The 15672-nt window shown below is 37.8% G+C and carries 14 protein-coding genes; 4 read left to right on the top strand and 10 right to left on the bottom strand.

Features of this window, described 5'->3' with window-relative positions; all coding sequences use genetic code 11:
• Positions 1-38: 38 nt before the first annotated feature.
• The 8 genes from pstA to CRO56_RS03960 all read right to left on the bottom strand — a co-directional run bounded on the left by pstA (position 39) and on the right by CRO56_RS03960 (position 9994).
• Complete coding sequence (gene pstA / locus CRO56_RS03995; RefSeq protein WP_097157327.1) at positions 39-917, bottom strand: phosphate ABC transporter permease PstA; 879 nt, start codon at positions 915-917, stop codon at positions 39-41.
• On the bottom strand, positions 917-1873 hold the full coding sequence (pstC, locus tag CRO56_RS03990; protein ID WP_097157326.1) for a phosphate ABC transporter permease subunit PstC: 957 nt from the start codon (positions 1871-1873) through the stop codon (positions 917-919). The genes pstA and pstC overlap by 1 nt, the downstream gene beginning before the upstream one ends.
• Before the next feature lie 52 nt (positions 1874-1925).
• Positions 1926-2900, bottom strand: a complete 975-nt coding sequence (locus CRO56_RS03985) for a PstS family phosphate ABC transporter substrate-binding protein (RefSeq protein WP_097157325.1) — start codon at positions 2898-2900, stop codon at positions 1926-1928.
• Positions 2901-3197: 297 nt separating this feature from the next.
• Positions 3198-5378, bottom strand: a complete 2181-nt coding sequence (locus tag CRO56_RS03980) for a peptidoglycan D,D-transpeptidase FtsI family protein (protein ID WP_097157324.1) — start codon at positions 5376-5378, stop codon at positions 3198-3200.
• Positions 5379-5505: 127 nt separating this feature from the next.
• Positions 5506-6723 (bottom strand): MFS transporter, encoded by a 1218-nt coding sequence (locus tag CRO56_RS03975; protein ID WP_097157323.1) that lies wholly within the window; start codon positions 6721-6723, stop codon positions 5506-5508.
• A gap of 295 nt (positions 6724-7018) precedes the next feature.
• On the bottom strand, positions 7019-7627 hold the full coding sequence (gene sodA, locus CRO56_RS03970; RefSeq protein WP_097157322.1) for a superoxide dismutase SodA: 609 nt from the start codon (positions 7625-7627) through the stop codon (positions 7019-7021).
• Between the two features lie 133 nt (positions 7628-7760).
• Positions 7761-8183 carry a DUF456 domain-containing protein gene (locus tag CRO56_RS03965; protein WP_342745875.1) on the bottom strand — a complete coding sequence of 141 codons (423 nt, stop codon included), beginning with the start codon at positions 8181-8183 and terminating at the stop codon, positions 7761-7763.
• A gap of 176 nt (positions 8184-8359) precedes the next feature.
• Entirely contained in the window at positions 8360-9994 is a 1635-nt protein-coding gene (locus tag CRO56_RS03960; protein WP_097157320.1) for a Na/Pi cotransporter family protein, read from the bottom strand.
• A 203-nt stretch (positions 9995-10197) separates the two neighbouring features.
• Here CRO56_RS03960 and CRO56_RS03955 point away from each other — a divergent pair, with 203 nt between their 5' ends.
• Positions 10198-10974 (top strand): DUF1189 domain-containing protein, encoded by a 777-nt coding sequence (locus CRO56_RS03955; RefSeq protein WP_097157319.1) that lies wholly within the window; start codon positions 10198-10200, stop codon positions 10972-10974.
• Between the two features lie 30 nt (positions 10975-11004).
• Here the strand turns inward: CRO56_RS03955 and CRO56_RS03950 are convergent, their stop codons facing one another.
• Positions 11005-12735 (bottom strand): methyl-accepting chemotaxis protein, encoded by a 1731-nt coding sequence (locus CRO56_RS03950; protein ID WP_097157318.1) that lies wholly within the window; start codon positions 12733-12735, stop codon positions 11005-11007.
• A gap of 164 nt (positions 12736-12899) precedes the next feature.
• Between CRO56_RS03950 and CRO56_RS03945 the strand changes: the two genes are divergently transcribed.
• Together CRO56_RS03945 and ispG are read left to right on the top strand one after the other, a co-directional pair.
• Positions 12900-13220 (top strand): hypothetical protein, encoded by a 321-nt coding sequence (locus CRO56_RS03945; protein ID WP_097157317.1) that lies wholly within the window; start codon positions 12900-12902, stop codon positions 13218-13220.
• 87 nt (positions 13221-13307) lie between these two features.
• Positions 13308-14411, top strand: a complete 1104-nt coding sequence (gene ispG / locus CRO56_RS03940; protein ID WP_097157316.1) for a flavodoxin-dependent (E)-4-hydroxy-3-methylbut-2-enyl-diphosphate synthase — start codon at positions 13308-13310, stop codon at positions 14409-14411.
• Between the two features lie 63 nt (positions 14412-14474).
• Here ispG and CRO56_RS03935 read toward each other — a convergent pair whose 3' ends face one another.
• Positions 14475-14849, bottom strand: coding sequence for a hypothetical protein (locus CRO56_RS03935; RefSeq protein WP_097157315.1), 375 nt, complete (start codon positions 14847-14849; stop codon positions 14475-14477).
• 190 nt (positions 14850-15039) lie between these two features.
• On the opposite strand from CRO56_RS03935, the gene CRO56_RS03930 reads away from it, so the two are divergent.
• Complete coding sequence (locus CRO56_RS03930) at positions 15040-15618, top strand: 5' nucleotidase, NT5C type (RefSeq protein WP_097157314.1); 579 nt, start codon at positions 15040-15042, stop codon at positions 15616-15618.
• Positions 15619-15672 lie beyond the last annotated feature (54 nt).

Here is a 15672-nt window from a genome sequence, read left to right as displayed (position 1 = left end):
GTTTGTGGCATATTGAAAACCCCTTTCAATCCTCAATATTAATATCTCTTTTCAAATCTATTCCGAATCCAAACAGCAATGGAATTCATGAAAATGAGAAAGATTAGCAACACAATGATTCCCGCTGCAGCCAAATCGTGAAAATCAGTCTGCGGTCTACTCGTCCAGTCATAAATTTGCATTGGCAATGCCGTAAATGAATCTAATATCGATTCAGGCAAAAATGGTACAAACGTTGGTATTCCGATAACAATCAAAGGAGCTGTTTCCCCGACTGCCCTGGATAGAGCTAAAATTCCGCCAGTTAGAATTCCTGGAATTGCTGCAGGCAGTACAACCTTGACAATCGTTTGCCATTTGGTTGCTCCCATTGCATAAGAAGCCTCTCTTAATTCCTTTGGTACCGCCCGAATGGCTTCTTGTGATGCAACGATAATAACTGGTAAAATCAGAAGACTCATCGTTAATGATGCAGATAATATACTCGTTCCAAATGCTAATGCATGAACAAATATCGCCAGCCCCAACAAGCCAAACACGATTGATGGAACACCGGCCAAATTGGAAATATTAATTTGAATGAGTTGAGTCAGTTTGTTTTTTTGAGCATATTCTTCCAAATAAATGGCTGTACCTACTCCTAACAGTAAAGAAATAGGGGCAACCACAAGCATTAACCAAATCGAACCAACTAAAGCTGCTACAACTCCCGCATTTTCAGGAATTCTGGAAGCAAAACTAGTTAAGAAATCGATATCTAAAAAACCAATTCCTTGAGTGAATATCCGATATAGAAGAATCGCTAACACAAGCAGTCCAAAAATAGTTGCAAATAAGAACAAACCTTTTAATAAAATATTCTTGGTTAGCCTGAGAGAAATTCGCTTCGTTACTTTTGTATGATCGATCAAGTTCATTAGTATTCCTCCCTAAAGCGACGTGAAATATATTGAGCGAGCATATTCATCACCAGGGTGAATACAAATAGGGTAAAGCCGACTGCAAATATACTATAATAAATCGTTGAACCTAGTCCTGCATCCCCTGTACTAATCTGAACAATATATCCAGTCATCGTTTGAATAGATCCAAGTATATTCCAGTCAAAGGTTGGAGTCGATCCTGCCCCAATCGAAACAATCATCGTTTCACCAATTGCTCTTGAGACAGCAAGTACAATCGATGCAATAATTCCTGACAACGCAGCAGGAAAAACAATTTTTAAAGCCACTTCGAAACGGGTTGCACCCATCGCATAAGCACCTTCACGAATCGATTTAGGAACTGACCCCATTGCATCCTCTGATAAAGATGCAATCATTGGGATAATCATGATTCCCACTACGATCCCGGGACTTAAGGCATTAAAAATTTCCATATTTGGAATATACTCTCTTAGCAGAGGCGTTACAAAAGTAAGCGCAAAAAAACCATACACAATTGTTGGTACTCCCGCTAATACTTCTAAAATCGGTTTGATTATTCTTCTGGCACGGTCTGAAGCATATTCACTCAAATAAATGGCAGCTCCTAAACCAATCGGTACAGCAACGATCATGGCAATGATCGCTATCTTTAGTGTTCCACTAACTAATGCTAATACACCATAAGATTCTTCATTTGAAAATGGGTACCATTCTGTACCTGTTAAAAATGCCCAAAACGAAGTTTTCGTGAAAAATGTAATAGTTTCAAAGACTAATGTTAAAACGATTCCGATTGTCGTTAAAACCGATACACTCGCAATAACTAATAAGATCCAAGGAACTGCTTTCTCTATCGTCGTACTTGTATTTCTTTTTGATTTATTCTCTACAATCATCTGTTGAATTGAAGATTGTTTTGTTTTTTCCAAGATGAAAACCCCTTCCATCCAAATTACACCAGGAAAAGCGCTTCGAAAAAAGCGCTTCTCCCTAAAGTTATTATTTTAATGTTTCAAGAAGTTCAAGCTGTTCTGTATAATTTTCTTCTGGAAGACTTACGTAACCTACACTAGCTGCTAGTTCAGCAGAGTTTTCAAGCAAGAACTTCACATATTCGTAAACCGCTGGATTTTCTTTAATCGCTGCATTGTCTACATAAGTGTATAGCGGACGAGATAATGGAGCATATTCTCCAGTTTCTACAGTTTCAGCGTTTGGTTCAACTGGACCATTTCCGCCATCAACTGGAACTACTTTTAGCTTGTCTTGATTTTCTTGGTAGTACGCATAACCGAAGAATCCAATCGCATATTTATCGCCAGTTACACCTGTTACAAGAACGTTGTCATCTTCAGAAAGTGTCGCATCTTTAACCATTGGCTCATCTTCTAGAATCACTTCATTCCAGTAGTCATATGTTCCAGAAGCAGTACCAGGAGAGTAGAATTTAATCTCTTCATCTGGCCATTCTGGACGAATATCAGACCATTTTTTCACTGAACCATCTTCGATCCACATTTTTTTCAATTCTTCTACTGTTAAGTGGTCGATAAAATCATTTTCAGGGTTTACAACTACAGATAAACCATCTTTAGCTAATTCAAATTCAGTATATTCAGTACCTGCTTCTTCAAGAGCAGCTGCTTCTTCATCTTTGATTGGGCGAGAAGCATTACTCATTTGTGTAGAACCTGCGATAAACTTTTCAAATCCTCCGCCAGTACCAGAAAATGCAACTGTTACTTTTACATCAGGATTTGCAAGAGTAAATTCTTCTGCTACAGCTTCCATGATTGGATAAACGGTAGAAGATCCATCAATTGCGATTTCACCAGAAAGGGCTGCATCATTTTCATCGTCAGCACCTGCTGCTCCGTTACCTTCTCCGTTTTCATTATCTGTTCCACATGCTGCAGCAAATAACATTACAGCTGCTAAAATGGCTAGCAGACCAAATTTTTTAAAGAAGTTCATTAAAGAATTCCCCCTAAGACTTTTATAATTTGTTGTCCTACATGTTCTAGAATACAGACAGAGTTTTAACTCCGTATAAACGAAATGTTAACGTTTTGTAAATCGCAAATAAAATAGGCATAAATCGTGGAACCCGCTATTAAACCGTGTATTTAGTATTATCTTTATCAGCCTGAAATATTATAGAACCTGAGTTATTACGAGTCGAAAAAAATACAGTATTGGGCTGCAGCAGCTTTTATTTCCTCATAAAACGACAAAAAACCTGATGTGAATGTAATTTCACATCAGGTTTTTTTATGGCGTAACGATTTCTTCTTGAGGATCATCCTCTTCGGCAATACCCTGTTCATTTTCTTCACGAATGGTTTCTTGCCCCTGTTGAACTTCTTCAATATTTTCGATTCCTTGAACAGGGTCATTTTGAGTGCTGCGGCTTTCTTTTAACTCGAAGTAAGCATCAAATACTTTTCTGCCAATATCTAAATTCATATTGTGCTTAGCATTGCCTTGATAAGCAGATGGAACCACTATCGCAATTGCAATTTCAGGATTCTCATATGGTGCATAACCGACCAATGAAAGATTTGTAGTTGGAACAGCTCTTTCTAGCTCTGGATCATATATATATGTTTCAGCTGTTCCGGTCTTTCCCGCAGGTTCATAAGGAAGATCGCGGAATGAACGCGCAGTTCCTTCTGAATGGTTCATGACTTGATAAAAACCAAACTGTACCTGATCAATTTCTCGTTGTGACATTGTTAAACGGTTTAACACAACAGGATCAAAGGTGTCAAGAATTGGCCCTAGATGTTCTTGGTCTAAGATAGGTTCTCTTACCTCTTTGACTAACTGCGGTTTCATCCGATACCCATCGTTTGCAATAGTGGATACATATTGAGCCATTTGCAGCGGAGTATAGGAGTCATATTGTCCAATTGAAAAGTCTAATACAAATCCAGAACCGAATTCACCTTTATATCCGATTTGCTCGTTGGGCAGATCAATTCCCGTAGGAACACCCAGTCCAAATTGGGCAAAGTTCCTTCTGAAAATGTCTAAAGAATCTTTTCTTAAAGGCAATGGCTGGTTATACTGATAATTTCCATCGCCGATTCCAATCGCAATTTTATACATGAAACCGTTAGATGATCTCCGAATAGCTCTTAGATCATCAATCCATCCAAGTGCCCCATTAAGCGTACTTTTTTCAGGGGTTTTTGCAATTTTAATCACTTCATCATATAACCTTCCGCCAACCTCTAGGATATCCTCTTCATAGCCGGTAAGGACGGTTGCCCCTTTGACAGCAGAGCCCATTACATAAGAGGTTGATATATTGCCTAAGGCGAAATCCTGCATCTCCATTTTGCCTGTTTCTTCATTCTTTTGATATAGTTTGCCGGCAATAGTTAATACTTCGCCTGTATAAGGATCCATAATTACTACAAACGCACGGTCCAAATAATCCGTCCCAGATTTCTTTTTCTTTTCAATTAATTCTTCTTCAAGAATTTTTTCAACTTTTTGCTGTAGTTCCATATCAATGGTCAAGACTAAATCTTTTCCGCGTTCCCCTTCAGAAATAACTTCGGTATCAATAATGTTTCCATTATTGTCTGTAACGGTTTTAACTTTAGCTTTTTGCCCATGCAAGAGATCTTCATACACTTTTTCCAAATAACTTTTTCCGACCCTGTCATTTAAACTATATCCGCGCGATGTATAATAGTCTAATTCTTCACGAGGTATTCCTTCTTCAGCTGACGTTACCTTGCCTAACAAAGATTGCAGTGTATCTCCAAAAGCATAATATCTTTCCCAGTCGGTTGTCGTATCTACACCTGGAAGAGCTTCTAAGTTCTCACTGATAACCGCGAATTCCTCAGCGGTTACATTTTCGTTCTTTACTATTTGCGGAGTCAGAGCATATCCTCCGATAAACTCAAAGTAAATCGCAGCGACTTCTAGTTCTTCGTCAGTAAGTTGTTTAATATGATCTTCAGTCACTCTTTCTAATTGAACTTTATACAAGCTGTCAATTATCTCGTCTTCAAAATCTTGACGGTCCTGATCAGTTATAAGTGCTTCGGCTTCCTCTGGATGTGTCATCAGCCAAAAATCTTTCTTTTCCCGCTCGGTTAAATCTTTACTATCTTTTTCAATTAGCAATGCTAATCGCTCCGCAACCTCGAGCATTTCACTTTGATCAGCGAATTGCTCTTGCGTGTACGTAATTGCATTTAGCGGAATATTATCAACAATTACCTTCCCATTCCGGTCAATCATTTTTCCCCGCGGTACAGAATTGTTTACCGTAATTTCTTCTGTACGTTCGATGGCTTTTGAATAATCTTCCCCATTTACGATTTGAACAACTCCAAGCCGAAAAATGAGGGCAGAAAATAACAAAAACACACAAAAGAATAAAATATTTAAACGAAAGGGGATATGGGTTTTTTTCTTCTTTTTTCCCATAAGCTTTCACATCTCTCTCCATTTTTGTTCTTTCTTTATTGTAAGGAATATTGTACAGGAATTCTAGTAATAACTATATTTTATTGAGCAATTTTTTGCCATAAAAAAGAGAACCAACCCGGTTCTCTTAATTCGATTGGAAGTAAACCTTTCTGACACAAAAGTAAATAATCAGATGTCCTGCTCCTAAAATCATTAATAAGAAAGGTACACTTTCGGTGGGGTTGAAAAAGCTAACGGTAACGAGGAAAGCAAGAATCGAGACAATTCTTCCAAGATTAAGGAAGAGCTCACGAACGACGATATATTCAATCCTCATTTCAGCCGCCTTCCACCCGCTTCCAATCACATCATAGGTCATAGAAATATAAGGAACAAGCAAGGTTGGATAGGCAATCGCAATAATTCCTCCATATATAAGCAACTTCAGATAAGAAACATCATAAACAATCAAGAAAATGGCAGCATATAAAAGAACTCCACCAAGTAAAATCGCTCGTTTTCTATGCTTTGTTTTGATTACACGGGAGATTACATAATAGCCCATAAACGAAATGGCAGAATTGATTAACCCGTATGTTCCTAAGCCTAATTCACTCCCTGAAGACAGGTAAACAAAAACGGAAATCACGAATATAAAGGTTCCCTCACGAAGTCCTTGAAAAAAATGGGCATTCGTTATGTATTTCCAGTTTTTATTAAACTGCCTTTCTTTAATGATCCTTATAAAAAGATACCTTCCAGAAGCTGGGCGCCTCTGCAGAAAGAAACTCAGCACAACCGCTAAGACAAATAGCCCTAATGAAAGCGAAAAAATAATCGTGTATCCGGTAAATTCGGTTAAATTTGATATGATATAGCCAGATGCGATTGGCCCAATCATACCGCCAGAAGATGATAAAACACCCATAAAGCCATTAAAAAAGTCCCGTGTATCCGGTTCTGTTATCTCAAAAGTTAACACATTAAAGGCGAGCCAGTAAAAACCGTACCCGATTCCTAACAATGCTCCCAGCAGAAAAATAAATTGTGAGGCGTTTTCACCAACAAGCAGGACAGTCGTATAAAAGATGGCTAAAAAAGAAACTCCCATTCTTAGGACAATGACCCGGTCCACTTTTTTTGCCCACCGTCCTGCGAGAATGAAAGTTAAAGGCTGTAATACGACAACGGCTAAGTTGTATAACCCTAAATCGACATAATTCTCTGACTGTTTCCATAAATAAATATTGACAAAAGTATTGGATAAGGCGACGCTAAGCGAATATAATCCTCCTATAAATAAAAGGAGGAGCAAATCTTTGGAAAGATCCACATCACCGATCCATTTTTTAAAGTAACTCATGATAGGTCTCCCCTTTTTCATAACCTTATTGTTTGAATTAAGCGGAGACATTATTCATTTTTCGCGGGAAATGACTGAAAGTGACATGTGGGTGGTTAATGGTTGATTTATACAGCGAATCCTTTGATATTTAACATAAATCGGCTGATAATCAACAAAAATTCGTGAATTAAATGTGTAAACCTTTGATATACGAGCGATATTTATCATATCAGGTCTTTAACATCCCTTTTCAGCAAAAACAGTCAAAAAAAATAGAAGGGACCAGAAAATGATCCCCTCTCGTCTTCTTCTATTACTTCGCTGCGTTATAACGTTTGTTAACTTCGTCCCAGTTAATTACATTAAAGAATGCTTTAATGTAATCTGGACGGCGGTTTTGATAATTTAAGTAGTAAGCGTGCTCCCAAACATCGAGTCCAAGAATCGGAGTTTTACCCTCCATTAATGGAGAATCTTGGTTAGGAGTGCTTGTAATTTCAAGCTCGCCATTACTTACAACCAGCCAAGCCCAGCCAGAACCAAAACGGCCTGTAGCAGCAGCTGTAAATTGTTCCTGGAATTTTTCGTAGCTTCCGAATTTAGAATTGATCGCATCAGCAACTTCACCAGTTGGAGCTCCTCCGCCATTTGGAGAAAGAATGGTCCAGAATAAAGAGTGGTTAGCATGTCCGCCGCCATTATTTCTTACTGCAGTGCGGGCAGCTTCTGGAACTGCATCTAAATTAGAAATAAGTTCCTCTACAGATTTGCTAAGCAACTCATCTTTACCTTCTAAAGCACCATTTAGATTGGTTACATAAGTATTATGGTGTTTCGTGTGGTGAATATTCATAGTTTCTTTATCAATGTGTGGCTCTAGAGCGTCATACGCATAAGGTAATTGCGGTAATTCATATGCCATCTTAAAATTCCTCCCAAATATGTAAATTTCATTTCTCAGAGTTTGGAATAATTTGAGAAATGTTGAATCACCATTAGATTACCAAATCTGAATGGGACTTTCAATTATAATGCACGAGTTTCGCATAGAAAAATTAAAGTACAAGCACAAGAAAGTAAAAAACCATGGCTGCCATTATAATCCCTTTCACAAATACGCTTCCGATAAATCCGGTAACAGACCCAAGCCCGATTTTTATCGCTTGTTTGAATGGGGTCTTTGAAACAAGCATTTCTCCCAAAACTGCACCGATAAATGGCCCCAGAATGATCCCGGCAAAAGGAATTATAAACGGTCCTGCTAAAATTCCAATCGTACTGCCCCAAATACTTGCTTTTGTTCCGCCAAACTTTTTTATGCCCAATGCGTTTGCTACATAATCAACAATAAATAATAATAGGAAAAAACAGCTTTGAATCATCCAGAACAGCCAGTTAAACGAATCGAAACTAACAAACCAGCCATAAATCAAAAAAGAACCGAATATCATGACTGAGCTCGGAAGAATTGGATAAATTAACCCTATAAAAGCGAGAGACCATAGTACGATTACAATAGCCCATGTTAAAAATTCGATTTTATTTCACCTCATTATAGTATTTTTCCGCTTCTATTATATAATTCCACTCACACTGATTATAAATAAAAGCATCAAAAAGGCGCTACCCATTCGTGTAGCACCTTTTAATCAAATTAATGTCTTTCTCCCAGTACGGCTTCAGCAATATTTACACTATGATCGCCAATCCGCTCTAAGTTACTAATAATATCAACAAAAACAATACCAGATTGGCCCGAGCATAGACCTTCATTCAAACGCAATATATGCTGCTTGCGCAGCTTTCTTTCTAATTGGTCAATCTGCTCTTCTTCATCTTTTACCTTTTTAGCCAAATTTAAATCGTTGTGGTCAAGGGCCTCAATTGCATCTTTTAACGTCTTAATAGTTAGGTTAAACATACCTTCAAGGTCTTGCATAGCGTCATCCGAAATCATCACTTTATTAGCTAATTGGTAATCAACCAGTTCAATGATATTTTCAAAATGATCGCCGATCCGCTCAATATCTCGAACTGTATCCATTAATAAGGAGTGTCTTTCCGATTCAGTTGCAGATAAAGAGCTGCGAGCAAGATCGACTAAATAATCCGTAATTTTTTTATCTAAATTATTTATCGCGTCCTCTAACTGTAAGGCCACTTCTGAGTGTTTTGATGCTTTTGTTTTTAAGAAGTCAAATGATTCTTCTAATCCTTTAATTGCCAGCTGCCCCATACGCAAGACTTCCTCTTGTGCCTGACCTAATGCAATGGATGGGTTTTGTTCAATAAAAATCGGATCTAAGTGCTTAGCTTTATACTCAACATACGTATCTTCACCAGGAACAAGCTTTGTAACAGCTTTTGCGATATAAGCTATAAACGGTAATTGTATGATTGTATTAACTATGTTAAAGGACCCGTGTGCAAAAGCAATTTGCATTTTTGGACCTAGGTCGAGGACTTGAGTTAAATATTCGATATAGATCGTAAATGGTTTGAGTAATAGTAAAAAGATAATAGTCCCGATCACATTAAACATAACGTGACTGGCCGCTGTTCGTTTTGCAGCTACCGAAGCCCCTATAGCTGCAATTACAGCCGTAATGGTTGTACCAATATTATCACCAAATAATACAGGTAAGGCGGCATCTAAATTCACCAGGCCTTGTTCATATAATCCTTGAAGAATACCGACAGTCGCAGATGAACTTTGGACAATCACAGTAAATAATGTACCTACTACAACCCCTAGGATTGGTGTTGAAGCCATTTCTACTGTTAAATCATGAAAGGCTTCCAATGAACGCAATGGTTTCATACCGCTGCTCATGAGTTCAAGTCCATAGAATAAGGCACCGAAACCGAATAATACTTGACCGAGATTTTGCCATTTACGACTCTTAAAGAAAAATAAAAACACGACTCCAAGGAACAATATAGGTAAAGCATAGGCACCGACATCAATCCCAATAATAAACGCTGTTACCGTTGTCCCAATGTTTGCCCCCATTACAACACCGATAGCTTGTCTCAGAGTCATAAAACCGGCACTTACCAGTCCGACGGTAATTACGGTGGTTCCAGAACTTGATTGGATTAAAATGGTTACTAACATCCCTGCGAGAACACCTAATATTGGATTTGATGTCCATCTGTCAAGAATATCACGCAATTTATCACCAGCAGCTTTTTGTAATCCCTCTCCCATGAATTTAATTCCTAAAAGGAAAATACCAAGTCCGCCTAAAAATTCAAATATAAGTGCTTGTAAATCGATCCCTTCCAAACGATTCAACCCCTTAATTTACACAAAAGTGTTTGTCTAAAAACCCCATACAATTATTAATGATTTATTAAGGAAAAGTAAATAGTGTTTACAAAAAATTAACATTTCGTTTACTTTTGTAATATTGCTCATTTGCAATTAGTTGATTTCCCGCTTTTGCCAGTCTAAACTATGTAGAAAGACGATGAAAGGGAGACGGCATTATGAATATTTTTAAACAATTTTATAGGAGTTTATTTTCGCCGGGTGATATCGCCAGTTTTCGTATGCAGGGCATTGGTAAAACTATTTTGTACGTATTCTTTCTAGCGCTGCTTTCCGTTATTCCCACTTTTTATAACCTGCAAGAAGGCATAACTAAATCAATTGATGCTGTTGCTGATACGATTGAAGATGATCTTCCAGACTTTACAATTGAAAATGGTACGTTAACATCAGAGCGGAACGAGCCCTTGATTTTAGAGAAGTATGGTTTAACCCTAATTTTCGACAGTTCCGGAAATACGGATGTTAATGATTTGGATACCAATGAGGATGCGATTGCCCTATTAAAAAATGAGTTTGTATTAGTATCTAATGGAGTCGTCGATAGCTACCCTTACACCTTATTTGACGTGGCAGCTATTTCAAAACAGGATGTTCAGGCACTGATTCAATCATTTGATTCTATTTCAGTGATTTTCTTACCTATTCTTTTTGTCATTATGTACGTCTTTTCAGCTGGAATTGATTTTCTTGAAATTACGATTCTCGCAGCTATTGGTCTTATACTTGTCAGTTCATTAGGCAAGAAATTAAAGTATGGCCAGGTATGGCGGATGACAGCCTATTGTATTACCCTCCCAACCGTATTCTTTATGATTATGGGATTTTTAAAAACCACTGTACCCGGGGCATTATTCATTCACTGGGGCGTATCGATTATTTTCTTGTACTTAGCCGTTAAGGAAATTCCTGAATCGAAAGCAACCGAATTATAATAAAGCGAAACAAACAGGGACTGCGCCTTATTAAGGTGTAGTCCCTGTTTGTTGCTCTATTTCAAATTTCCGAAGCAAGTGGGTTAGTCTGGCGGATAGCTCAGATAAGGTTTCAGCTAGGTACACGTTCGTATCCAGTCTCTCTCCAAGCTTTGTAAAATAAAGATTCATATCATCGACAGATTTAATTGTTTTTTCTGCTATAATATTTACTTCTTCTGTTCGGATTTCAATAGTTGGGAGGGTTGATACTAATAAGTTTACTTCTTGTCCAACATCCATCGTCCATTCCATAATAATACGGAGATCATGTAAGAGTTTATCAAATAACTCAATACTTTGATTCGCCATCACATCCTGATTTTCGAATTCCTTTTCTAAAAGAGAGAATTGATTGGTTACTTGTTTAGCTTGCTGGTCGATTCTTGCTGTCATCATGCCAACTTGTTGGACAGCATTTGATGAATGTTCAGCCAGTTTTTTAATCTCGTCCGCAACTACCATAAATCCTGTACCTGCATCTCCTGCCCGAGCTGCTTCAATCGCTGCATTTAAGGATAACAATTTTGTTTGTTCTGCTATTTTTTTGATCGTTAACAAAACATCTCCTATTTTTGAAGTATGGTCTTCCATACTTTTGATTGCATGCGACATATTCACCATTTTACCTTTCATTTCAATCGTTCCATGAATCATCGCATCCATGGTTGACTTCCCTTCTTCTGTATAAGAAGTAGAGCCTTCTGTTTGCCTCATCATTTCATTAACTTTACTTGTAACGAGGGAAACAGACTGTGCCATATTCTTTTGTTCCTTTGTCGTCATATATGAGCTTGCAGCTGTTTCTTTAGCACCGATATGTACATTTTGCAAAACCTCTTGAACATGATGCTGTTCCTCTTTGAGAATTTCTGCATTTGATTTTAATTTCGATTCGGCTTGAATTAAATGACTGCTTGTTTGCTGGATTTCCTCAATCATTTTTTTCATCTGGCCAATCATAATGTTATACGTTCCGACGAGATTTTGTATTTCAGGACTGCTGCGTTTCTCACTGATTTCCAGTTCAGAAAGCTGGAGTTTAGTTCCATTCATTTTAGACATATGCTGGCTTAAAGTATGGATGGGTTTTGTTATTGATCTTGTAATTAAAAAGATGATTAAAAAAATAACGATACTGCTGACGATTAAAATAGATAATAAGAGCTCTCTTAACTCATAGATGGATGACAAATATTCATTCTGGGGAATTAAAATCGCATATTTCCCTCGAATTTCTTGAATTTCTTGAAACCCAATCGTAATCGGATCGCCGTTTATTTCATCATGAATGACACCGCTTGTTTTGTTTTTCATCTCCCCGAGCACTGATTCAGTTGGCTTATAAAGAGAATTACTGGAGCCAATCGGTGATATGGTTTCATCTCTTACGAAAAAAAAGTCCCCCCTGTATCCATCTTGCGAAAAATTGGCATCCTGCCTTTTTATCGCCTTTTCGAGTTCTCGATTAAAAGAATCTGGATCTCCAACATATTGATACATTAAACTTTGAGATGTCTCATAAATAAATTGCAGTTCCGTTTCTAGCCGTTCTTCCATTAGTTTAATTCCATTTTCCATTGCCTGGTTATAAGTGATTAAAGTAGTAACACTGGCGCTTAATAAAAATAAGGGAAAAATCAGTAATACTAGACGCGTACGCAATGACAGTTGTTTTAGCTTAAACCCTTGTAATATAACATTTAGAGATTTTTTTAACATAATCTGCCTCTTTCAAAGTCTGTTATATATTTCTTCACATGTCTCATTATGGCAGTGTTATGTAAAGGTAATGTTAAAAAAGTATAAATTTAATGTTGAAACAAGTCATAAAAATTTTCCTTGGTCATATATATGGGACAAGCAGACCAAGGGAGGTATTTTTGATGAAACGAGTCGCAGCTATAATCACAGTCCTATTGTTCCTACTATCTCTTTACTATGATTTAAAAGTCGGTACACTTCCCCTAAAGGCAACAGCGCAGATGGAAACAGCAGAAGTAAACGCAGCAAATACAGGAGATATTGCATATGTTGAGCATATTGTTAGCCGCGGGGAAACAGTTCTATCCATTGTAGAAAGGTATACAGGCACATTACCAGTCGAAATTGATACAGTTGTACAAGATTTTATTTCATTGAATCAAATGGCGCCTGAACAAATTCAGGCGGGAAAAATATATAAAATCCCTATCTATCGTGATTAGTCCCTTATCCTTGTCAATTTCCTCAATTGACTGGTACAATGAATGGGTAATTAGAAGTTCTAATTGACGAAAGGGAGCGAATGACTCTTGAGCGAACTCATTCATCGTACAAAGACAAGACCAGTAAAGGTCGGTAATTTAACCATTGGCGGAAGCAATGAACTTTTTATACAAAGTATGACCACAACGAAAACTCATGATGTTAAAGCTACGGTTGAAGAAATTCACCGGCTTGAAGAGGCTGGATGTCAAATCGTCCGGGTTGCTGTTCCGGATGAAAGAGCAGCCGATGCCATTCCGGAAATCAAAAAACAAATCAACATTCCATTAGTAGCTGATATTCATTTTGACTATCGCCTTGCCCTAAAAGCGATTGAGGGCGGCGTTGACAAGATTCGAATAAATCCAGGGAACATTGGCAGAAGAGAAAAAGTAGAAGCTGTTGTAAAAGCAGCAAAAGAACGGCGAATACCAATTCGAATTGGAGTAAACGCTGGTTCTTTAGAAAAGAAAATCCTTGAAAAATATGGCTATCCAACTGCTGATGGCATGGTCGAAAGTGCCCTTCATCACATCAAAATTCTAGAAGAACTGGATTTTCAGGATATCATCGTGTCGATGAAGGCTTCAGATGTCCAATTAGCCATTGAGGCCTATGAAAAAGCCGCTAAAGCCTTCGATTATCCGCTGCATTTAGGTATCACGGAATCAGGAACACTTTTTGCAGGTACGATAAAAAGTGCTGCAGGCTTGGGAGCGATTCTTAGCAAGGGAATCGGAAATACCCTTCGGATTTCTTTAAGTGCAGATCCGGTTGAAGAAGTAAAAGTAGCAAAAGAGCTTTTAAAAGTATTCGGTCTCGCTTCAAACGCGGCAACATTAATTTCTTGTCCAACATGCGGAAGAATTGAAATTGATTTAATTAGCATTGCGAATGAAGTGGAGGAATATATCCAAAAAATTAAAGCCCCCATCAAGGTTTCTGTACTTGGCTGTGCGGTCAACGGACCAGGAGAAGCGAGAGAAGCAGATATTGGAATTGCCGGTGCAAGAGGCGAAGGGCTCCTCTTTAGAAAAGGAAAGATTGTCCGGAAAGTGCCAGAAGAAACAATGGTGGATGAACTGAAGAAAGAAATTGATCAATTGGCTGAAGAATATTATAAAAAACAGGCAGAAGCCCAAAAAGCTTAAGAAAAGTAAGAGCTTGGTCTAAAAAGACCAAGCTCTTTTCTTATGCTCCTAAAGGCTTAACCGTTAAAAAAATGGGGCTAGAAAAAGGCTTAAAATGATCGCCGCAGCACCAATTCCAATGGCTGTTGCGCCGATTCCTTCTGCTCCTCTTCTTCTTGCGATAAATCCTAAAACAATGCCTGCAGCTCCAAATAAAACAGGAAGGACAAACAGTGCAAGAATAGATAAGGCAATTCCAACATACCCTAATCCTCTGCCGCCTGTTTCTGTGTCTTCTGTATTAGCTCTTTCATTTCTCCGAGGTCCGGCAAAAGGAGCTGCTACCTCTGTAGATGCTTCCTCTAAATAATCCCCATTGTTAATTCGTTGTTCCATAATCTCTTCATTGGTATCTCTTACATCAATATTATGATCAATGAATTTTCTCTCGTCTGCCATTTACATCCCTCACTTTCAAAGTAGGAGCACTCATATTTTTTGCAAAACTTCTGTTTTTCCTCATGTTAATCTTTAACAGCTAAATTAATTAATGCTGTAGAAAACCATAAAGGTGTGATACACTTCTTTTTGTACGCTTTAAAAGAGGCTTATAAGGAATATTTGACAATGAATTGGAAGGAAGAGACACGTGAATAAACCATTACGCTTTGGAATTGATATAGATGGAACTGTAACAGACCCCAATTCGATGCTTCCTCATATAAATAAAGCATTTGGATTATCGTTAAAATTAGAGGATGTTACTCAATATGATTTGACAAAAGCAGTAAAGGTAAGACCGGATGAATTTAATCAGTGGTTTGTAAAAAAAGAACCTGAGATTTATCAGAGTTCACCTTTAGCCGTTGGGGCACAAGAGGTTTTAAACGAGTGGAAAGAGCGATTTGAATTATATTTTATCAGTGCAAGAAGTTCACATCTCTTAGATGTTACAAGACAATGGTTTAACGAAAAAGATCTATATTATCATCATATTGAATTAATCGGTTCGCATGATAAGATTGGGGCTGCTCAAAAATATGATGTTGACCTTTTTTTAGAGGATAAGCATGATAATGCTGTGAATATTCATTTAGAATGCGGGATACCTGTATTATTATTTGATACTCCTTATAACCAAGATCCAATTCCAACTGGTGTTATTCGCGTTAAGTCATGGGATGAGGCTAACCAGTGGGTACAGGAGTGGATACAGATAAAATCGTAAAAACCCGTTAAGCGCGCGTTTGGAAAATCCAGAAAAAGAGCATGAACCCTCCTG

Origin of the sequence: Bacillus oleivorans (assembly GCF_900207585.1) — a bacterium.
In the GTDB taxonomy this organism is placed as follows: Bacteria; Bacillota; Bacilli; order Bacillales; family JC228; genus Bacillus_BF; species Bacillus_BF oleivorans.
This window is presented reverse-complemented; position numbering and strand designations above follow the sequence as displayed.